This is a genomic window from Actinosynnema sp. NPDC050436 (genome assembly GCF_040655415.1).
Taxonomy (GTDB): Bacteria; Actinomycetota; Actinomycetes; order Mycobacteriales; family Pseudonocardiaceae; genus Actinosynnema.
In genome coordinates this window covers 1-20860 of the sequence record NZ_JBFAJV010000004.1, presented here as the reverse complement: position 1 = coordinate 20860, position 20860 = coordinate 1, and the positions used below count along the sequence as shown (strand labels likewise).

General features: G+C 73.5%; 17 protein-coding genes. 11 read left to right on the top strand and 6 right to left on the bottom strand.

Annotation, left to right across the window (positions count from 1 at the left end; translation table 11 throughout):
* Positions 1-97 precede the first annotated feature (97 nt).
* Genes AB0I60_RS12655 through AB0I60_RS12635 form a run of 5 tightly spaced genes read left to right on the top strand, consistent with a single transcriptional unit; the run spans position 98 to position 8221 of the window.
* Positions 98-1978 carry an ABC transporter ATP-binding protein gene (locus AB0I60_RS12655; RefSeq protein ID WP_360728621.1) on the top strand — a complete coding sequence of 627 codons (1881 nt, stop codon included), beginning with the start codon at positions 98-100 and terminating at the stop codon, positions 1976-1978.
* A 14-nt stretch (positions 1979-1992) separates the two neighbouring features.
* Positions 1993-2907 carry a helix-turn-helix transcriptional regulator gene (locus tag AB0I60_RS12650; protein WP_360728619.1) on the top strand — a complete coding sequence of 305 codons (915 nt, stop codon included), beginning with the start codon at positions 1993-1995 and terminating at the stop codon, positions 2905-2907.
* Positions 2908-2947: 40 nt separating this feature from the next.
* Positions 2948-5518 (top strand): N,N-dimethylformamidase beta subunit family domain-containing protein, encoded by a 2571-nt coding sequence (locus AB0I60_RS12645; RefSeq protein ID WP_360728617.1) that lies wholly within the window; start codon positions 2948-2950, stop codon positions 5516-5518.
* Complete coding sequence (locus AB0I60_RS12640; protein WP_360728614.1) at positions 5511-7238, top strand: CocE/NonD family hydrolase; 1728 nt, start codon at positions 5511-5513, stop codon at positions 7236-7238. The genes AB0I60_RS12645 and AB0I60_RS12640 overlap by 8 nt, the downstream gene beginning before the upstream one ends.
* Positions 7238-8221 carry an aldo/keto reductase gene (locus AB0I60_RS12635; RefSeq protein WP_360728612.1) on the top strand — a complete coding sequence of 328 codons (984 nt, stop codon included), beginning with the start codon at positions 7238-7240 and terminating at the stop codon, positions 8219-8221. The genes AB0I60_RS12640 and AB0I60_RS12635 overlap by 1 nt, the downstream gene beginning before the upstream one ends.
* Before the next feature lie 82 nt (positions 8222-8303).
* Here the strand turns inward: AB0I60_RS12635 and AB0I60_RS12630 are convergent, their stop codons facing one another.
* Positions 8304-8768, bottom strand: coding sequence for a hypothetical protein (locus tag AB0I60_RS12630; protein ID WP_360728610.1), 465 nt, complete (start codon positions 8766-8768; stop codon positions 8304-8306).
* Between the two features lie 132 nt (positions 8769-8900).
* Positions 8901-12302: a hypothetical protein gene (locus AB0I60_RS12625; RefSeq protein ID WP_360728607.1), complete on the bottom strand. Its 3402-nt coding sequence runs from the start codon at positions 12300-12302 to the stop codon at positions 8901-8903.
* A 220-nt stretch (positions 12303-12522) separates the two neighbouring features.
* Here AB0I60_RS12625 and AB0I60_RS12620 point away from each other — a divergent pair, with 220 nt between their 5' ends.
* From AB0I60_RS12620 to AB0I60_RS12605, 4 genes are all read left to right on the top strand, one after another.
* Positions 12523-13149 carry a VOC family protein gene (locus AB0I60_RS12620; protein WP_360728605.1) on the top strand — a complete coding sequence of 209 codons (627 nt, stop codon included), beginning with the start codon at positions 12523-12525 and terminating at the stop codon, positions 13147-13149.
* 125 nt (positions 13150-13274) lie between these two features.
* On the top strand, positions 13275-13949 hold the full coding sequence (locus AB0I60_RS12615; RefSeq protein ID WP_360728603.1) for a response regulator transcription factor: 675 nt from the start codon (positions 13275-13277) through the stop codon (positions 13947-13949).
* Positions 13946-15247: an ATP-binding protein gene (locus AB0I60_RS12610; RefSeq protein WP_360728601.1), complete on the top strand. Its 1302-nt coding sequence runs from the start codon at positions 13946-13948 to the stop codon at positions 15245-15247. The genes AB0I60_RS12615 and AB0I60_RS12610 overlap by 4 nt, the downstream gene beginning before the upstream one ends.
* Entirely contained in the window at positions 15244-15666 is a 423-nt protein-coding gene (locus AB0I60_RS12605) for a hypothetical protein (RefSeq protein ID WP_360728598.1), read from the top strand. Before AB0I60_RS12610 ends, AB0I60_RS12605 begins: the two co-directional genes overlap by 4 nt.
* Positions 15667-15681: 15 nt before the next feature.
* Here AB0I60_RS12605 and AB0I60_RS12600 read toward each other — a convergent pair whose 3' ends face one another.
* From AB0I60_RS12600 to AB0I60_RS12585, 4 genes are all read right to left on the bottom strand, one after another.
* Entirely contained in the window at positions 15682-15846 is a 165-nt protein-coding gene (locus AB0I60_RS12600; protein WP_360728597.1) for a hypothetical protein, read from the bottom strand.
* 177 nt (positions 15847-16023) lie between these two features.
* Positions 16024-16383, bottom strand: a complete 360-nt coding sequence (locus AB0I60_RS12595) for a hypothetical protein (RefSeq protein ID WP_360728595.1) — start codon at positions 16381-16383, stop codon at positions 16024-16026.
* Positions 16384-16462: 79 nt separating this feature from the next.
* Positions 16463-17035, bottom strand: coding sequence for a DUF6069 family protein (locus AB0I60_RS12590; protein WP_360728593.1), 573 nt, complete (start codon positions 17033-17035; stop codon positions 16463-16465).
* A gap of 291 nt (positions 17036-17326) precedes the next feature.
* Positions 17327-18223: a LysR family transcriptional regulator gene (locus AB0I60_RS12585; RefSeq protein ID WP_360728592.1), complete on the bottom strand. Its 897-nt coding sequence runs from the start codon at positions 18221-18223 to the stop codon at positions 17327-17329.
* A gap of 113 nt (positions 18224-18336) precedes the next feature.
* Here AB0I60_RS12585 and AB0I60_RS12580 point away from each other — a divergent pair, with 113 nt between their 5' ends.
* Both AB0I60_RS12580 and AB0I60_RS12575 read left to right on the top strand, forming a co-directional pair.
* The gene (locus AB0I60_RS12580; protein ID WP_360728591.1) at positions 18337-18708 is read left to right on the top strand and encodes a hypothetical protein; all 372 of its coding nucleotides are present in this window, start codon (positions 18337-18339) and stop codon (positions 18706-18708) included.
* Between the two features lie 8 nt (positions 18709-18716).
* Entirely contained in the window at positions 18717-20285 is a 1569-nt protein-coding gene (locus AB0I60_RS12575) for a multicopper oxidase family protein (RefSeq protein ID WP_360728590.1), read from the top strand.
* Positions 20286-20860 lie beyond the last annotated feature (575 nt).

The window sequence follows — 20860 nt, the reverse complement described above, 5'->3', positions numbered from 1 at the left end:
GCTGCACAGTTTCGGGAAATCCTTGTACGACGGGGTCATCCACGTACAGAATCACCGGATTCTCAGGCCGAACCGGCCGGCGGAAGGGATGACACCCATGTCGCTACTGGAGATCGACCGCCTCTCGGTCGCGGTGCCCACCGGCGAGGTGGACACCGAACTGGTCCACGAACTGCGCCTCAGCCTCGACTCCGGGCAGACCCTGTGCGTCGTCGGCGAGTCGGGCAGCGGCAAGACGGTGACCGTGCTGTCGGTCATCCGGCTGCTGGAGTTCGTGGCACCGGTGCGCACGACCGGCGAGGTAAGGCTGGACGACGTCGACCTCAACGCGCTCAGCGCCGCGCAGATGCGCTCCTTCCGGGGACGCCGGATCGGCATGGTGTTCCAGGAGGCGTTGGACTCGCTCAACCCGGCGCAGCGGATCGGCGCGCAGCTCGTGGAGGCCCACGAGCCCGCCGGCGCACGCGGTGACGCGCGCGCCCGTGCGCTGGCTCGTGCGCTGGACCTGCTGCGGGAGGTGGGGTTCAGCGACCCGGAGCGGGTCGCCAACCTCTACCCGCACCAGCTCTCCGGCGGGATGCAGCAGCGGGTGATGATCGCCATGGCGCTCATGGCCGGTCCGGACCTGCTGCTGGCCGACGAGCCCACCACCGCGCTCGACGTCACCACGCAGGCCGAGATCCTGCGGCTGTTCCGCACCGTGCAGCAGGAGCACCGCATGGCGTGCGTGTTCATCACCCACGACATGGGCGTGGCGGCGGAGATCGCCGACCGGATCGCCGTGCTCTACGCGGGCCGCCTGGTCGAGGCCGGGCCGGCGGCCGAGGTGCTCACCTCGCCGCGCCACCGCTACACCCGCGCGCTGGTCGAGTGCGTGCCGCAGGTCGGCGTGCGCCGGGTGGACGGGCTGCCCGCCATCACCGGGTCGGTGCCGGAGGCCGGGGCGGTGCTGCCCGGCTGCCGGTTCGCGCCGCGCTGCGCGCACACCGTGGACCGGTGCCGCACCGAGGAGCCGCCGCAGGTGGCCGTCGGGCCGGTCGAGGTCGCGTGCTGGAACCCCGGGTCGGGCCCGGTGGACCTGCCGCCGCCCGCCGTGGCCGGGGCCGTCGCCGCCGCCGCGCCCGAGGTCGCCGAACCGCTGCTGGAGATCAAGGACGTGCGGCGCGAGTTCGTGACCCGCAGCGGGCGCTCCGGCGGGCTGCTGGGCCTGCGCCGGCGCGAGCGGGTGGCCGCCGTCGACGGGGTGAGCCTGAGCGTCCGGCCGGGCGAGTTCTTCGGCCTGGTCGGCGAGTCCGGCAGCGGCAAGACCACGCTCGGCCAGATCGTCGCGGCGCTGGACCACCCCACCTCGGGCACGGTCGCCGTGGCCGGGCAGGTGCACACCCCGCGCGGCCTGGAGGGCGAGGTCCGCGCGTTCCGCCGGACCGTGCAGCTCGTGTTCCAGGACCCGCAGAGCTCGCTGGACCCCCGGCACACCGTCGGCCGGATCGTCGCCGAGCCGCTGCGCGAGCTGACCACCCTGCGCGGCCCGGCGCTGCGCAAGCGGGTGGAGCGGCTGCTCGACGAGGTCGGCCTGCCCAAGTCGGTGATCGACCGCATCCCGTCGCAGATCTCCGGCGGGCAGCGGCAGCGGGTGGCCATCGCCCGCGCGCTCGCCCCGGAACCCCGGCTGATCGTGGCCGACGAGCCCACCTCGGCGCTGGACGTCTCGGTGCAGGGCCAGGTGATGAACCTGCTGCTGGAGTTGCGCCGCGAGCACGACCTGGGCTTCCTGTTCATCACCCACAACCTCAGCCTGATCCTGTCGGTCGCCGACCGGGTCGGGGTGATGAAGGACGGGAAGCTGGTCGAGGTGGCCACGCCGCAGGAGATCGCGTCCGCGCCGGGCCACGAGTACACCCGCAGCCTGCTGGCCGCCAACCCGGGCATCACCCCACCCGCGTACCAGGCCGCGCGTCCGGCGGGCTCGTACGAGTGACATCGGGAGGTTTCGTGCAGGCCGTCCCCCTGCCCATCCACCGCTTCGACGACCCCCTGATCGCCGACGGCCCGCCGGGGTTCGCCATCGGGTCGTTCGCCGACCTGTCGCCCTGGTCGGACGCGCCCTACCCGCACCGCCACGAGTTCTACGAGCTGGTCTGCGTGACCGGCGGCGCGGGCACGCACGTGATCGACTTCGTGCCCTACCAGGTGGCCCCGGTGACGCTGTACTTCATCGCACCGGGCCAGGTGCAGTTCTGGGAGCGCCACGAGCCGCTGGAAGGCCACGTGGTGGTGTTCCAGGAGGAGTTCCTGGTGCCCCAGTACGGCGACCGGGTCTCGCCGCGCCAGTCGCTGGCGCTCGACCCGCTGGGCACCGGGCACGCCCTGCACCTGGCCGCCGACCAGATCGGCCCGGTCACCGCGCTGATCACGGCGCTGGAGCGGGAGTACCGGCGGCCCGGCGGCGCGGACCTGTCGGTGTTGCAGGCGTACCTGCACGTCCTGCTGGTGGAGATGCGCCGGCTGCACCACGACGCGGGCAGCCGCGACGTGGAGGAGGACCGGGGCACCGCGCTGGCCCGGCGCTACCTCCGGCTGGTCAGCGAGGAACTGCCGCACGAGCAGTCCGTGCGCGGCTACGCGAGCCGGATCGGCGTCACCCCCAAGCACCTGGCCGACGTGGTGAAGCGGACCACCGGCAAGCGCCCGGCGGAGATCATCCGGGCCGCCCTGGCGGTCGAGGCCAAGCGGCTGCTGACGCACACCGACCTGACCGTGGCCCAGGTGTCGGACCGGCTGTCGTTCGACAACCCGTCCTACTTCGGCCGGTTCTTCAAGCGGGAGTGCGGGTGCAGCCCCGGCGAGTTCCGCCGGCGGGTCAGCGGCGCGGACCACCTCCGCTCAGTGACACGGCCGCCGACCTGACGGGCTGCCCGCGCGGCGGACCGCTGCCTAACGTCGCAGCATGGACTCCTCAGTTGTGGCCATCCGGGCGCGGTTCGCCGAGCGCCTTGCCGAGCAGCTCCGCCCGCTGCTCACCGAAGAGCTGGTGACCGCCTGGATCCGCGATCCCCAGGCCGTCCACCAGGAGCCGCTCAGCCGCCTGGCGCGGTTCCTCGACGGCCGCCCGCCGGCCGAGCGGGTGTGCGTGCACGAGACGACCGGCGGGCAGTGGCGGCTGGTCCGGCCGCCCGCCCGCCGGGGCGAGACCTACCGGCTCGCCGACCGGCGCGTGTTCACCGGGCCGGACCAGGCGCGCGAGGCGTGCCTGCGGCGCGAGCTGCACGAGGTCTTCGGCTGGGGCGACCCCCCGACCGACGCGGTCGACGGCCCCGAGCTGCGGCAGGACGAGCCGGTCCTGCTCGGCTACGCGGACCGGGTCAGCGCCGCGCCCGGCGAGGCCGTCACGTTCATGGTCAGCGCCGAGGACGTCGCCGAGTACACCACGGAGCTGATCCGGCTGCGGCACACCGTGGACGACCCGGCCGGGCCCGGCGTGCGGGTGGAGCAGGTGCCCGACGCCTGGCTCGGCCGCCACCGGGGCCACACCCAGCGCACCCGGACCGGCTCGCACATCGCGGTCCGCGACCCGCACGGGGCGACCACCGGCGAGGGCGGGTTCGCCGTCGCCGCCTACGTCCACCCGACGCACGTGACAGGCGGGCCGCAGGCCGTCGTGGCGCGCTGGAACGACGGCGCGCGCGGCTTCGCCCTCGGCCTGGACGAGGTGGGCCGCCCGACGCTGTGGCTGGGCGACGGCACCCAGGAGACCGCCGTCCGCGCCGAGACCCCGCTCGCCCTGCACCAGTGGCACGGCCTGGCCGCGAGCTACGACCCGGCGACCGGCCGGGCCGTGCTGGCCACCCGGCCGCTGGTGACCAGCACCAACAGCCGGGTCAGCCCGATCGTGGTGGACGACCGGCCGCAGGTGGTCGAGCAGCGCGCCACCGGGGCGTTCACCCCGGCCGACCACGGCGACCTGCTGTTCGGCACCCGCACCCCGGACACCGGGCACTACAACGGCAAGGTCGAGCGCCCCGGCTTCTGGCCGCACCCGCTGACCCGGGCCGGGCTGCTGGCCGCCGTGTCCGAGGACCACGACGCCCCGCTGCGCTGGGACTTCGCGCCGGGGCGGACCGCCGCGAGCCTGGTCGTGCCGTGCGTCGGGCGGCCCGGCCTGGACGGGCGGCTGGTCAACCTGCCGGTGCGCGGCGTGACCGGGCGGCACTTCACCGGCCGGGTCGAGCACTACGCGGTCGACCCGGCCGGGTACGCCGCGATCCACTTCCACGACGACGCGCTGGCCGACGCCGACTGGACGCCCAGCCACGAGTTCACCGTGCCCGCCGACCTGCACAGCGGCGTCTACGCGCTGCGGGTCAGGGCGGTCGACGGCACGTGCGAGCAGTCCATCCCGTTCGTGGTGCGCCCGCCCGCCGGCGTGGCCACCGGGCGGCTCGCCCTGATGCTGCCCACCGCCACCTACCTGGCCTACTCCAACGAGCGCGGGCTCGGCTACGTGCCCGTCGTGCCGCCCGGCACGGTGTTCCTGGAGCACCGCTACGACCTCGGCCACTCCGCCTACGCGCGGCACACCGACGGCAGCGGCGTCTGCTACACCTCGTGGCGGCGGCCGATCCTCACCCTCGCGCCCGGCTTCCGCATCCACCTGTCACCGTTCATGCTGGCCTCGGACCTCTACATCCTCGACTGGCTGACCGCGCTGGGCTACTCGTTCGACGTCATCACCGACCACGACCTGCACGCCGAGGGCGTCGACCTGCTGCGCCGCTACCGGGGCGTGCTGACCGGCTCGCACCCCGAGTACGCCTCCGAGCCGATGATCGACGCGATCGAGCAGTACGTCGACGGCGGCGGCAACCTCGCCTACCTCGGCGGCAACGGCTACTACTGGGTGGTCTCCTTCCACCCGGAGCTGCCGCACGTGATGGAGCTGCGCAGGGGCGAGAACGGCACCCGGAGCTGGCAGGCCAAACCCGGCGAGTACCACCACGCCACCACCGGCGAGCGCGGCGGCCTGTGGGCCGGCCGCAACCGCGCGCCGCAGAAGGTCTTCGGCGTCGGCTTCAGCGCCCAGGGCGGTGGCCCGTCCGGCTGGTACCGGGTCGGCCCGGACGCCCACCGCGACGGGGCGAAGCCCCTGCTGGACGACGTGCCCCAGGTGTTCGGCGACGTGTCGCTGGACAACGGGGGAGCGGCCGGCAACGAGATCGACCGGTACGACCCGGCGCTGGGCAGCCCGCCCGACGCCGTCGTGCTGGCCACGTCCGAGGGGCTCGGCGACGGCTACCAGTTCGCCGTCGAGGAGCTCAGCGGCACGCACCCCGGAATGGGCGCGACGGAGAACCCCGACGTCCGCTCGGACATCGTGCACTTCACGACGCGCGGAGGCGGCTCGGTGTTCGCCACCGGCTCGATCTCCTTCAGCAGTGGGCTGTCCGCGAACGGCTACGACAACGGGCTGTCCACCCTCACCCGCAACGTCCTCGACCACTGGCTGGCGGACAATGATTGAGTCACTCACAGTAGACCGCGCCGTCGCGGTCCCCCTGCGCGACGGCACCGTCCTGCGCGCCGACGTGTACCGACCGGTGGGGCAGCGCTGCCCCGCGTTGATCTTCCGCACCCCCTACGACCGGACCGGCCTGGGCATGTACGGCACGTTCGCGTTGCGCGCGGCGTCCGAGGGGTACGCCGTCGTCATGCAGGACACCCGGGGCCGGGGCGCGTCGGAAGGCGAGTTCACGCCGTTCGTGCACGAGCGCGAGGACGGCTACGACACCGTCGACTGGGCCGCGTCCCAGCCGTGGTGCGACGGCACCGCCGGCATGTTCGGCGGGTCCTACGACGGCGTGACCCAGTGGCAGGCCGCGATGTCGGGGCACCCGGCGCTCAAGGCGATCGCGCCCAACGTCACCGCGTCGAGCTACCACCACGGCTGGGTGTACCGGGGCGGCGCGTTCCAGCTCGGGTTCAGCCTGGGCTGGACGCTGTCGCTGGCCGCGCACAACGCCGGGCGCGACCCGTCCGTGCCGGCGTCGGTGCGGGAGGCGCTGATCGACGCCTCGGACGGCTTCCCGGACACCGCGCGGGTGCTGCCGCTGGCCGACCACCCGTACCTGGACAAGGTGGCCCCGTACTACCAGGAGTGGCTGCGCCACCCCGAGTACGACGAGTACTGGGAGCGGCTGGACGTCTCCCGCGCGTACTCCGACATGACCGTGGCCGCGTTCAACATGGGCGGCTGGTACGACACGTTCCTGGGCGGCACCCTGGCCAACTACGCCGGGATGGCGGCGCGGAGCCCGGTCCCGGACCGGCAGCGGCTGCTGGTCGGGCCGTGGCCGCACGAGGGCCTGTTCCGCAGCAACCCGGTGGGCTCGATGAGCTTCGGCGGGCGCTCCACGGCGGGCGCGCTCGACGTGGAGGGCCTGCAACTGCGCTGGTTCGACCGGTGGCTGCGCGACGCGGACGTCGAGGACCCCCCGGTGCTGCTCTACACCATGGGCGCGAACCGGTGGCGGGTCGCCGACTCGTGGCCGCTGCCGGGCACCGAGCACCAGGACTGGTACCTGCACAGCGGCGGCCGGGCCAACACGCTCGACGGCGACGGGCGGCTGTCCCGCGAGGCGCCCGGCGACCAGCCGCCGGACAGCTACGTCTACAACCCGCGCAACCCCGTGCCCACGTTGGGCGGCGCGCTGTGCTGCAGCCCCGTGCACACCCAGGGCGGCGTGTACGACCAGCGGCCCGTCGAGGCGCGCGAGGACGTCCTCGTCTACACCAGCGAGCCGCTGACCCAGCCGCTGGACGTCACCGGTCCGGTGACCGTGGTGCTGCACGCGGCCACCACGGCGGTGGACACCGACTGGACCGCGAAGCTGGTCGACGTCGGCCCGTGCGGCTACGCGCAGAACATCTGCGACGGGATCGTCCGCGCCCGCTACCGGGGCGGTGCGCCGCAGCCGGTGACGCCGGGCGAGGTCGTGGAGTACCGGATCGACCTCGGCGCGACCAGCACCGTCTTCCGGCCGGGCCACCGCATCCGGGTCGAGGTCTCCAGCAGCAACTTCCCGCACTTCGACCGCAACCCGAACACCGGTGAGCAGCCCGGCACCTCGTCCGCGATGATCAGCGCCATGCAGACCGTGCACCACGGCGGTCCGGCCCTGTCCCGGATCGTGCTGCCGGTGGTACCGGCGGAGGCGACCCGGCCCTACGGAACGGAGTCCTGATGGCACGAGAACTGGGCGGCACCGGGTTGGCGATCAGCGCCGTCGGCTTCGGCAGCTGGGTGACCGGCGGCCCCGGCGTGATGGGCTGGGGCGCGCAGTCCGACGACGAGTCCATCGCGGCGATGCACCGCGCCCTGGACGGCGGCGTCGACTGGATCGACACCGCGCCCGTCTACGGCTTCGGGCACGCGGAGGAGGTGGTGGGCCGGGCGCTGGCTGCCCTGCCGGCCGCCGACCGCCCGCTGGTGTTCACCAAGTGCGGGCTGGTGTGGGACGACGCCGGCGTCGAGAGCCAGGACCTCACGCCGGAGTCGATCCGCCGCGAGTGCGACGCGTCGCTGCGCCGGCTGGGCGTCGAGCACCTGGACCTCTACCAGATCCACGCCCCGGACCCGGCCGGCCCGCCGATCGAGGAGTCCTGGGGGACCGTGCTGGAACTGCTCGCGGCGGGCAAGGTCCGGCACGTCGGGGTGTCGAACTTCGACGTCGACCTGCTGGAGCGGTGCGAGGCGGTCGGCCACGTGGAGACCCTCCAGCCGCCGCTGTCGCTGATCAAGCGGGAGGCGGCGGGCGACGTGATCCCGTGGTGCGAGCGCAACGGCACGGGCGTGCTGGTCTACAGCCCGATGGGCGCGGGCCTGCTGACCGGCACGTTCACCGCCGAGCGCGCCGCGCGCCTGCCCACCGACGACTGGCGCTCGCGCAACCCCGAGTACCGGTCGCCCGCGCTGGAGCGCAACCTGGCCCTCCAGGACGCGCTGCGCCCGGTGGCCGAGCGCCACGGGGTGTCGGTGGGCGCGGTGGCGATCGCGTGGACGACGTCCGTGCCGGGCGTCTCGACGGCGATCGCGGGCGCGCGCACGCCCGACCAGGTCGACGGGTGGCTGCCCGCCACGACGCTGTACCTGGACCCGGAGGACTTGGCCGAGATCGCGGCGGCGGTGCGCGCCACGGGTGCCGGGCAGGGTCCGGTCGTCCCCTGACACGAGTGCGGGCCGGGTGGTCGCCCACCCGGCCCGCACTCGCGGCGACCGCTCCCGGCACCCGATCCGGTGCGGTGCCGGCTCAGGAGTGGCGCGGCACGTTCTCGTCCGACGCGTAGGCCGGGTTCAGCGACAGCGCGATGAACGAGAAGGAGCGCTCCACCCGGTTGAACCCGAGCGGGCAGTGCCGCACACCGGCCGGGATGAACACCGCGCCGGTCGTGGTGACGGTGTACCGCTCGTCCTCGATGTCGAGGTACAGCTCCGCGCCGAGGTCGTGGATGTCGTCGGGGTTGTTCCCCATCCACATCAGCACCTCGTCGTAGTCGTGCTCGTGGTCGTTGACCCAGTGGACCTGCTCGGACGTCGGGTTGATCCAGCTGTAGGCCATGTGGACCGTGCTGAGGTCGACGTCGATCCCGCGCATCAGCCCGAACGGGTTGCCGATGTTGGCCGGTCGCTCGCCACCGGCGGCGGCACCCTCGTTGACCAGGTCGTCGGCGCACTCCAGCATGTTCTTGACAAACAGGTGGTCGTACTTGCCCATGCCTCTTCGCTCCCTACAGGTCGAACAACCGTTTCCGCACCACGAATGCTGGTGCGCCGGGGAGCGCGGAGAAAGGCACTCACGACCGTCGTCCTGTCACTGGCCTCCTTCCGTCCACTCCGGACGGTGCGGCTACTTGCGGGCGTCGACGACGACGAATGCGCCGGGGATGAACCGGCAGAGGGTGTCGACCGCGATGGAGACGGCGGGGACGTAGGGGATGCTCTTGATCTCGGGGAGCTTGAGGAAGGAGAACAGGCCGGGGAAGCAGTTCAGCACCCCCGTCGCGATGGGCAGCGCCCCGGTGAGCTTCCCGGCGATGGCGTAGCCCGCCACCAGGCCGAGGGCGATGGCACCGCCGATGGTCGACAGCAGCGGTACGAGGAACGACTTGACCTCGGCCACCCCCGGGTACTTCGCCGCGGCGACGACGATGACGAGGTTGATCGTCGCGATCAGCGGACCCGCGAAGACGATCATCTTGGTGACGTGGTCCGCCGGGATCTTGTCCCAGCGGTGGCCGAAGTGCACCATGATGAAGATCAGGATGCCCAGTGCCGCGTTGACCAGGACGCAGCCGAACGGCGCGTCCGCACCCATGGCGATGGGGAAGAACCCGATGAGCCCCCAGTGGATCGTGATCAGTCCGGCGATGATCAGCACGATCTTGTCGGCGTCGAGGCCCGGGGAAGCCGGTCCGCTCTTGCTCGTGGTGAAGGGCAGCTCTCCGTTGGGGAAGGGCTGTTCGTTGTTGTTCAACAGCTTGTAGGCGATGGTGATCGGGAACGCCGCGAGCAGGCAGAGGAAACCGGCGACGGTGAACTTGTCCTCGGTCTGCTGCCCGCCGGCCTTGGCGATCCAGTTCCACACCGCTTTCAGCGGGCCGAGGTCGAGTTCCTTGTTGAAGGCGGTGTCGACGCCCGTGAGCATGGCCTTGAGGACGCCGAACAGGCCGTTGAGCAGGCCGCGTGCGGTGGCGAGCAGCCCCTTGACGAACGACTCCACGGCGGTGAGCAGCTCGTCGACCGCGTGGGCCCGGAGCTTCGTGGGGTCCTCGACGAGGTCGCCGAGAGCGTCCTTCAAGCTCTTCGCCGAGGTCCTGAAGTCACCCATCGCCTTCTCCAGGTCCTTGATCATGGCCTTCCACGGACCTTCGACGCCGTCCGGGACGGTCGGGTCGGGCATGGTCGGCCGGGCAGCGGCCACCTTGTCCGTCAACCAGTTCTGGTGCGTGTCGTCGGCGGTGGCAGTGGCGGCCAGGTGCTGCACGGCCTGTGCCCGGAGGTTCTTGACCGACTTGCCCTTCAGCTCGTCGCGGAGCTTCTTGAACCCCTTCGCCAGTTCCGCGTCCTGTTCGCCGAGCCAGGTGTCGGCTGCCGTCCGGGCCCGGTCGAGGCCGTCCTGAACAGTGCCCGGGAACGCGACGATGGCCTTCTGCAGGGCGGTCTTGGTGTTCCAGATGTCACCGAAGGAGAACAGCGCCTTGAGCCAGTCGAGGGCCTCCTTCAACGCGGCGCCGATGCGCTTGAACACCCCGGTCACGTACTGGGCGACGTGCTCCAGGGTCTTGAAGGCCAACGTGATCCCGTTGACGAGTTCGCTGCCGATCTGCAAGGCGAGGGTGATCGTCTTGTTGGTGAAGTCGATGACGGTGTCGGTTACCGCGGCCACGCCCTTCTTGACGGCTCGCGCGACGTCTCCGGCCACGCGCTTGGCACCGTTCCACAGGTCGCCGATCCAACTTCCCGGAGCGGTCGCGTCGGCGAGCGCCCGGTCGAAGCTGTCCGCGTCGCGCAACTCGCGGAAGCTCCACCGCTCCGGCGAGCGCCCTTCCTGGGTGAGCGGCATCTTGATGTGCACACCGAGCACCCCGGGCTTGGTCTTCTTGAGGCCGTGGGCGGCGGCCTCGTGGATCGCCTTGGTCGCCACTGCGGCGTCGTCGGGTTTCAGCTCGGGCTTGAGCTTGCGCAAAGTGCTGCCGTCGGCGTCGAACTTCGGCAGTCCGCCGTCGGGGTTGGTGGGGTTGAGCACGCCCTGGCCGGACAGGTAGCTGAACACCGCCCGCGCGGGCTGGATGGTGTGGACGACCCGGGGTTCGGTGCCGGCGACCATCTTGAGGTCCGGGACGGCCAGGCCGTTGGCGGGCAGCGTGAAGGTGACCCGGCCCATGTCGTCGGTGCACACCTCGGTCGGGGTCCGGCCGATCGCCGTCGTCCTGCCCTGGACCGTGATCTCGCACGCGGAGTGGGTGTGGTCCGCGACCTCCAGGGTGACTTTGGTGTTGGACAGCGGAGCGCCGTCCCCGTCCAGCACGGTGGCCTGCACGCGGTGCCGGGTGACTTCGTAGACGTCCGTGTGGTGCACGGCCACGTGCACTTCCCGCCACTGCTCCGAGTGGGCGTCCTGCACCTCCATCGACAGTTCGCCGTTGCCGGAGGTGTGGGTGTGGAAGACCGCCGTGGTGTCACCGCCCATCGCGGCGGCGACGCCGTGGGTGGCGATGTCGGCGTCGACCGGGACCGCCGGCAGCCAGTTGGGCAACCCGCTGGCGTTGAACGAGGTGCGGTGCTGGCGGACCACCCACAACACGTTGCTCTCGCCGGTGATGTAGAGGTCCCACAGGGGATCTTTCGCCGTGCCGCCCATGTGCACTCGAACGTCGCGCACATGCCTCGACCCGGGAAACACGACCCACTCCGACTGGACGTGCGCGCCATTCGGCCGGTAGGCGGACGCACGCAGCCTTCCGTCCGTGTAGTGCACGAGGAAGGTGTGCGTGTCGGGGATCAGGGTCACGGCCCCCAGCACCTTGTCGGGTTTGGCCTCCTCTTCTTCCTCCTCGCGCCCGGCGACTGCGAGGCCGGAGTCGCCCCAGTCGCGTGCCCCGTAGATCTTCAGTTCGCCGTCGACCACGCTCGCGGCGAGCCCGGCGGTCATGTGGGCCTGGCCGTTGCCGTCGGGGACGTCGAGCACGTACGAGGTGAGGGTGCCGTCGGACTGCACCTTCACACTCGTCAGGCGCTTGGTCGCCGTGTCGTGGAAGATCGCCTCCGCTGCGGCCTCAACCTCCCCGTCCATGTCCTGCCCGGCCAAGGTGGAGGTTCGCAGGTTCGACATGGCGGACCCGTACTCCGCAGGATCTCCCCAGGACAGCCCGTTGTCGGCCAACCGCGCGCCGTAGAGCTTGTCGCTCGCCACGAACAACACCCAGATCCCGTAACACCCGTTGTTGTCGCCTGAAGAGATCACCACCACCTCGGAGGGCTTGTGGTCTTTGAAGAGCCGGGTCTTGGACCAGTTCGACGGTGACTCGGGATCACGGCGCACGTGCATCAGCGCGCGGTCCCCGCCGAGGTCCGTGATCACCAGTGCCTCGTGCGCCCGGCCCTCGGCGTACGCCCTCCCCCCTTCCAGGAAGCGGTTCTCGAACGCGGCGATCGGGCGCGCGCTGGTCCGGTCCACCTTTATGCCGGTGGCGGTCACCACGTCCTGGCTGAACACGTCGCCGACCTCGATCCGGCTCGGTGCGCTCACTGCTGTTGTCATGCCACGGCCTCGCAATCCGTTGTGGAGGAAGGAAATCCCCAGACGGCTAGCCGTGGTGCCGGGCACCAAACGCCGCCTCCGCGCTCTCACCCGGACGTGGCCGGAGATGCCCTCCTCCGCCCACCGCGCGACACCGGCGTGGCCGCGCTTCTGCGGGAACGGCCCGCGCTACGGTGATCGACGTTGCCGGCAGACGGATGGGGGCCACGTGATCGACCACCTCGTGTACGCGACACCGGACCTGGAGGGTTCCATCGGCGAGTTGCGCGACCGGTTCGGCGTCGCGCTGGTCCCCGGCGGTCGGCACGCCGGGATGGGTACCCGCAATTACCTGGGCGGCCTGGGTGGCGGGGCGTACCTGGAGGTGATCGGGCCCGACCCCGACCAGCCGGACCCGGAGCGGCCCCGGCCGTTCGGGCTGGACGCGCTGACCGGGCCCCGCCTGGTCGCCTGGGCGGCCCGGGTGCACGACCTCGACACCGCAGTCGACCGGGCGCGCGCCCACGGCGTCGACCCGGGCCGGGCGACGGCGATGACCCGCACCCGCCCGGACGGGGTGCGCCTGGCCTGGCGGTTGGCGCTGCCGCCGGACCTGCTGGAGTTCGGCGGTCCCGCCCCGTTCCTGATCGACTGGGGCAGCTCGCCGCACCCGGCCGCCGACGCGGAGGTCGGCTTGCGGTTGGTGTCGTTCGAGGGGGCGCACCCCGATCCGGCGGAGGCGCGACGGCGGCTCGTGGCCCTCGGCGTCGAAGGTGACCTGCCGGTCGGCGAGGCCGCCGCGCCCGGCCTGCGCGCGGTGATCGACGGGCCCGCCGGCCCGGTCGAACTGACCTGACCGGACAACCGCCCTGCCGGTTGTGACAGGACCATGACATTCCGCGCACCGGACGCGGACGTGGCCCCGGCAGCATCGGCGGGGTGGATGGGCGAAACCCGAGCGGCCCTGCGATCGTGGGGCGCATGTCCCGGGTGCTGTTGATCGAAGACGACCAGGCCGTGCGCGACGGCCTGCGGCTGGCGCTGACCAGGCAGGGCCACGAGGTGCGGGCGGTCGGGTCGGGGGAGGACGGGCTCGCCGGCCTGGCCGGGGTCGACGTCGTCGTGCTGGACCTCATGCTGCCCGGCGTGGACGGCTTCGAGGTGTGCCGGCGGATTCGCGCCGGCGGCACGCTGCCGATCATCATGCTCACCGCGCGCAGCGACGACATGGACGTCGTGGCCGGCCTGGAGGCGGGCGCGGACGACTACGTGGTCAAGCCGGTCCAGCCGAGGGTGCTGGAGGCGCGCATCCGGGCGGTGCTGCGGCGCGGTGGCGAGCCGGCCCGGCCGGGCGGTGCCGAGCGGCACGGCGAGCTGACCGTCGACCGCGCCGGCCTGGTCGTGAGCAAGGGCGGTGTGCCGGTCGGCCTCGCCCCGACCGAGCTGCGCCTGCTGCTCGAGCTGTCCCGGGCGCCCGGCCGGGTGTTCAGCCGGCAGCAGTTGCTGGAATCGGTGTGGGAGCACGGCTACCTGGGCGACTCCCGGCTGGTGGACGCCTGCGTGCAGCGCCTGCGGGCGAAGGTCGAGGACGACCCGGCCGCGCCGAGGTTCGTGCAGACCGTGCGCGGGTTCGGCTACCGGTTCGGGCCGCTGTGAAGAGCCTGCGCACCCGGCTGCTGATCGCGTTCGTCGTGCTGTGCGGGGTGACGGCCGCCGTCGTGGCGGGCGTGACCTACGTCCGCGCGCGGACCGTGCTGCTGGAGAAGGCGCAGGTGGCGGCGGTCGAGGCGTTCACCGAGAAGGTGGCCCGGATGACCGAGCTGAACGCGGACCTGCTGTCCGACCGGTTCTCCGCCGCCGTGATCCTGCACCGGGGCCGCGCGGTGCAGGGCGGCCTGGACCCGTCCGCCGTGTCCCCGGAGCTGCGGGCGCGGGTCGCGTCCGGCGAGGTGTCGTGGCAGCGGGTCGTGGTCGGGGGCCGCGCCGGCCTGGTGATGGGGATGCGGGTGTCGGACGTGGAGTTCTACTCGGCGCGCACGATGGACGACGAGCAGCGCGACATCCGCGAGCTGGCCCTGGTCGCGTGGCTGGCGGCCGGGTGCTCGATGGTGGTGGCCGTGCTGCTGGCGCTGCTGGCCGCGCGCAGCGTGCTGCGGCCCGTCCGCGAGTTGCGCGAGGCCGCCCGGCGGCTGGGCGAGGGCGACTTGACCACCCGCGTCGCCGTGCGCGGCTCCGACGAGCTGGCGGGCGTCGCCGCCACCTTCAACACCACGGCGGAAGCGCTCGAACGCCAGGTCGCCGACGCGCGCCGGTTCGTCGCCGACGTCTCGCACGAGCTGCGCACGCCGCTGGCCGCGATGACCGCCGTCACCGACGTCCTGGACGAGGAGGCCGAGCACCTGCCCGGTGACGCCGGGACGGCGGCCAGGCTGGTCGCCCAGGAGACCCGGAACCTGACCCGCCTGGTCGACGACCTGATGGAGATCAGCCGGTTCGACTCCGGTGCCGCCGCCCTGGCGCCGGACGAGGTGGACGTGGCCGCCGCCGCGACCGCGACCCTGCGCCTGCGCGGGTGGTCGGACGTGGTCACCGACCTGCACCCGGTCACCGCCGTGGTCGACCCGCGCCGGCTGGACGTCGTCGTCGCCAACCTGGTCGCCAACGCGCTTCGGCACGGCGGCCCGCCGGTGACGCTGACCGTGCGCGGCGAGCGCGGCCAAGTCGTCGTGGAGGTGGCCGACCGGGGACCGGGCCTGGACCCGGAGGTGCTGCCGCACGTGTTCGACCGGTTCTACAAGGCCGACAGCTCCCGCGCCCGGTCCGAGGGCAGCGGCCTGGGCCTGGCGATCGCCTGGGAGAACGCCGTCCTGCACGGGGGCAGCCTGGTCGCGGCCAACCGCCCCGGCGGCGGAGCGGTGTTCACGCTCCGGCTGCCGTCCGGGGGTGGCCGGTGAGAGCGCTACTGAGGGTGGCGGCCCTGCTCGTGGCGGCCCTGCCGGTGGTGGGCTGCGGGGTGCAGCCCACCGAACCGATCGGCGGGTCCCCGGCCACCGGAGCCGTCCTCTACCTGGTCCGGGACGACACCGCGGTGCCGGTGCTGCGGGCCACCGGCCGGCCGCCGACCGGCGCGCAGGCGCTGGCCCTGCTGGCCGGCGGGCCGAACGCGGAGGAGCAGGCCGAGGGCCTGTCCAGCCGCGTCCCCCGGACCGACGTCCCGATCACGCTCGACGGCACGACCATCACCGTGCCGGCGGACGTGGCGGCGCTGCCGGACCTGGCCGTCACGCAGATCGTGTGCACCTCGGCGTCACCCGGACCGGTCACGCTGACGGGCGGCGGCCACCGTCGCGGGCCGCTCACGTGCCCGCTCTGACCGCCGCCCGCACCGCTACGACAGCGCCGCGTACAGCAGGCCCAGCAGAGCACCCGGGCCGGTCATGAGGCAGAGGCTGAGCACGCCGTAGAACGGCTTGTCCTTCACCAGCATGACCACTTGGAGGCCGATCGCGGCGAGCAGCGCGGCGATCATCAGCACGAGCACGACAACAGACATTTCCTCGGTCCCTCGGCAGGCGTGGACGCGCCGGAGCCCGCCCGCACCCGTGGGGTCGGCGGTGCTGCGCGGCGCGATGGGGGGACGCGCCGACGGCAGCGCGACCCGCCGCGCGCCACCCCGTCGAGGGGGTGGGCGGGACCGGGTCGGACGCTGCCGGGACGCGCCGGCACCACATCACGCGACCGGGGGAGCCCGGCTCGACCAGGGGACGGGGGCGGTGGCCGTGCGCGCGCTGCTGCACGGCCCGGCGGGCAGCGACCACCGGCGTTCGGGCGGTCCGCCCCGGGCCCACGGGCACACGGCCCACCAGGTGTCCGGCTGCGCCTCGGCCGGCGAGTGCCGCACCGCGAGCGACACGCGCAGCCAGTCGTGGCGGTCGTCGTGCATCGACGGCGCGGAGGAGGCCGACCCGCCGGCCGGGGGCGCGGCGTGCCCGCCCGCCTGCCCGCTCGCGGTGCCCGAGGCGATGCCGAGCAGCATGAGCAGCGCCGCGAGCACGAGCCCGAACCGGCCCGTCCGCCCTGCTGCTCGCACCCGTCCGGCTCCTCGGCTCCTCGTCGGGAAGTGCGCCCAGCTTACGTGCGGTGCCGTCGCGTGCCGCCCGACCGGGCCGTCACCGCCACCGGTCGCGGTCGGGAGGGGCCTGGTCCGGGTAGGCGGACTCCGGGTAGGCGGGATCGGGGTAGGCGGGATCGGGGTAGGCGGGCCCGGGGTAGGCGCGGGCCGGGCCGGTGTGGGCGCGGGCCCGGTCCGGGAAGGCGCGGGCCACGCCGTTGAGCATGAGGGCGATCGACACGCCCAGCACCAGGTTGATCAGCGCGGTGGCCAGCCCGGGGCCGCCCAGCCCGCCGATGCCCAGCGGCAGGATCACGGCGATGGCGGTCAGCAGCAGCACGATCCAGGTGAAGAACTGGCGGGCCCGGGGCGTGCTGACGAGCAGCAAGTGGAGCAGCCCGGTGGCCAGCAGCGCCGCCAGCGCGGCACCCAGGGCGTAGGTCGCGGTGTTCGCGTTGCCCCACACGCCCTCGCCCTCGGGCGCGAGCACGGCGACGCCCAGCAGCCCGCGCGCGACCAGCACGCCGACCACCGCCAGCAGCCCGGCCACGACGGCCGTGGCGACCCCGCCCGCCCACAGCCGCCCGGCACCGCCCGGTGCCGACGCGGAACCCTCCACCGGCCCGGTCACCGCGCACCTCCCGCAGTGGGCGCCGCCCCGGTCGGACCCCGGTCCGCCCGCCTGACCGCCATCGCGACCAACCCCTTCCGGCGACGCCCCCGCCGCGCTCCCGGACAGTGTCACGCGGACCGCCCCGGCACGCCCGCCGGCCACGCGCCCACCCGTCACCGAACGGGTGACGCAGGCAGACCGGGGCGTCGGTGCCGCGCGGCGACCAGCGGCGGGGTCACGAGGCCGCCGCTGGTCGCCGGGTGGCGTGCCCGGCCTCGCCCGCCTGCGACGCAGGGCGCGGCCGAGGGGTCACAGGTCGCGGAAGTGGTCGGTGGCGAACGCGGCGAGCCGTCGTGCCGCCTCCGAGGAGTACGTGTCCGCGCGCCACACCAGGGTGAGGCTGCGGTGGCAGCCGGGGGCGGCCAGCTCCACCCAGCAGTCCGGCGGGTACGCGGTGGCGCGGCGGGAGAACGCCGGCACCAGGCCGATGCCCAGGCCCGCCGCGATCAGCTCGCCGGTGGACCCCGGCTCGTCGGTCTCGCAGACGTAGGTCGGGCGCAGGCCGGCTGCCGCGAACAGCCGGTCGGCCATCTCGCGCGGCCAGTAGCCGGGGCGCGTGGTGACGAACGGCTCGTCCGCGAACTCCTCCGGGCGCACGCCGGTCCGGCCGGCGAGCCGGTGGCCGGGCGGCACGCCCAGCAGCACCTCCTCCCGCAGCAGCTCCGACGTGCGCAGGTTCGGGCCGGTCAACGGCTGCGACGCGAAGCAGAGGTCCACCTCCCCGGTGCGCAGCTGCTCGGCCATGGCGGGCGCGGAGGACTGGTGCAGCCGGATGTCGACGCCCGGGTGCTCGGCGCGGAAGCCGGTGAGCAGGCCGACGAGGGTGAGCGGGGTCTCCGCCGCGACGGAGACGCTCCCGTGGTCCAGGCCCGCCGCGTCGGCCAGTTCGCGCCGCGCGTCCTCCACCTCCTTGAGCACCCGGTCGACCCGGCGCAGGAACCCCGCGCCGAACCGGTTGAGGCGCAGCCCCCGGCCCGCGCGGTCGAACAGCGGCACGCCCAGGTCGGCCTCCAGCCGGGCGATCGCCCGGCTGAGCGAGGGCTGGGCGATGCGCAGCTCGGCGGCGGCCCGGCTGAGGTGCTGCCGCCGGGCCACGACCTGGAAGTAGCGGAGCTGGAGCAGGTCCATCCATAGCCTCTGCGTCATCAGTTCATGGCGATTTCGGTCTTGGACAGCATAGGTGGCCCGCTCCTACTGTCGATCACCGATGACCTGGGGGAAGGCGTGAGATGGCGGGAACGACCGAGGTGCAGCCGAGAGTGCCGGGACGCGTGGTCGAGGGGGTGGTGCGCGGGTTCGTCACCGTGCACGCCGTCGCGGTGTTCGCGCAGCCCGTGTTCGCGGGCGGCTACCTGACCGGCGAGTACGACCTGTTGGCGTGGCACGCCCTCGGCGCGGACGTCGTGTCCTACCTGGCCGTGGCGCAACTGGTGCCCACCGCGCTGCTGTGGCGGCGCGGCGGCGCGCGGTGGCCGTTCTGGGTGACCGTGCTGCTGCTCGTCGGCGAGACCGGGCAGTACTTCGCCGGGCTGGCCGGGGCGCTGGACCTGCACGTGCCGCTCGGTGTCGCGTTGGCCGTGCTGGCGTCGACCGCCACGGTGGCCGTCTGGCGGACGGGCGGCCGGCGGTGAACCGGCCGGTGCCGACCGCGCTGCCGCGGCGGCGGTTCCTCGGCCTGGCCGGCGGGGCGGGCGTGCTGCTCGCCGCCGGGCTCGCCGGGCCCCGGCTGCTCGGGGCAGCCGGCGTGACCGGCGAGCAGCTGGTCAGCGGACTCCCGCTGCCCGCCCCGTTCCAGGTGCCGCTGCCGATCCCCGCCGTGCTCGCGCCCGTCGCGCGCGACGCCGACGCCGACCGGTACGAGATCGTGCAGCGGCAGGCCGTCGTGGAGATCCTGCCCGGCGTGCGCACGCCGATCTGGGGCTACCAGGGGACCTTCCCGGGGCCGACCATCGAGTCCCGCTCCGGCCGGACGGCGGTCGTCGCGCACCGCAACGAACTTCCCGTGCCGACCGTGGTCCACCTGCACGGCGGGCGCACCCCGCCGGAGTCCGACGGCTACGCCACCGACCTGGTGCTGCCGGTCGGCGCGTCCCCGGCGCACGCGCACGACGTCACCGCGCACGACCCGGCGGCGGTGATCTCGCGCGGCACCCGCGACTACGCGTACCCGCTGCGCCAGCGGGCCGCCGCGCTCTGGTACCACGACCACCGGATGGACTTCACCGGCCCGGCCGTCTACCGGGGCCTGGCGGGCTTCCACCTCGTCCGCGACGACGAGGAGGACGCCCTGCCGCTGCCGCGCGGCGAGCGCGAGCTGCCGCTGCTGATCACCGACCGGGCCTTCGCCGAGGACGGCTCGCTGCACTACCCGTCCCTGGACCGGACGCTCACGTCGGTGCCCGGCGTCGAGGAGCCCTACGTCGAAGGCGTGCTGGGCGACGTGGTGCTGGTCAACGGCGCACCGTGGCCGGTCGCCGAGGTGAGCGCGACCAGGCACCGGCTGCGGCTGCTCAACGGCTCCAACGCCCGCCGCTACGACCTCGCGCTCGACCCGCCGCCGCCCGGTGGCGGCGGGTTCACCCAGATCGGCGCGGACCAGGGCTTGCTGGACGCGCCCGTGGTGCACGACCACGTGCCGATCGCGCCCGCCGAGCGCTACGACGTGGTGGTCGACTTCGGCCGCTACCCGGTCGGGTCCGAGGTCACCCTGGTCAACCGCCTCGGCACCGGCTCGACGGCGCTGGTGATGCGCTTCCGCGTCGCCCGCCGCGCCGCCGACGACAGCCACGTCCCGGACCGCCTGTCCGAACCGGACCCGCTCGACCGCGCGCAGGCGACCGTCACCAGGGACTTCTCCTTCCGGGCCGGCCGGGTCGGCGGCCGGCACGGCTGGACCGTCGACGGCGAGCCGTACTCCCCGTCCCGGATCGACGCCCGCCCCCGGCTGGGCGACGTCGAGGTCTGGCGGTTCGTGGTCGACCTGCACCACCCGATCCACCTGCACCTGGTCGACTTCCGGGTGCTCTCCCGGGGAGGCCGCGCCCCCGGCCCGCACGACGTGGGCCGCAAGGACACCGTCGACCTGCGCCCCGGCGAGGCGGTGGAGGTGATCGCCCGCTTCGACGGCTACCGGGGCCGGTACATGTTCCACTGCCACAACGCCGAGCACGAGGACATGGGCATGATGGCGAACTTCGAGACCGTCTAATGCGCTGACCACTTCGGTCCGCCGGGTTGGTCAGGCCGCTCGAGGTCGTGGTCGGCCCCGGCGCTGGTGGCGTTGCGCCGGCGCAGGTGGCTCCGAAGTCGTCTGCGCCGTCCGGTCTGGCTGCCCTGTAGGTCGCCGGCAACCGGCGCGTGTGCGCAGGGTCCACCGGGTGCAGGGCAGACCGACCCGAGCCGGGCGGATCTCGGCCGTCGCCACGGTGAACGCCTCGTCGTCTTGGCCGATGCGGCGGGGACGGCTCCCCGTCCGGCCAGGGTCCGGTGCTGCCAGGCCGTGGGCGTGAAGTCGTCGATCACGTCCCGCACGGTGTCCGGGTCGGCGGCGACCAGGCGCGCGATCGACGGTGGTCATCCCGGACGACGAGGCCGGGATGATCACCGAGGCAGGCCCGGTTGGCCTTCGAGGAGCACACCCCTGTCCGCGGCCACCGCGTCCGGACGGGTGCGCGGCCTCCCGGTCGGACCGGGAACCCGGATCCGGTCCGGCACCGTTCGCAACCGGGGGCCGCCGGCGGCCTGGCCGGAGTGAGCACGAACGCCAACGCCAACGCCAACCCG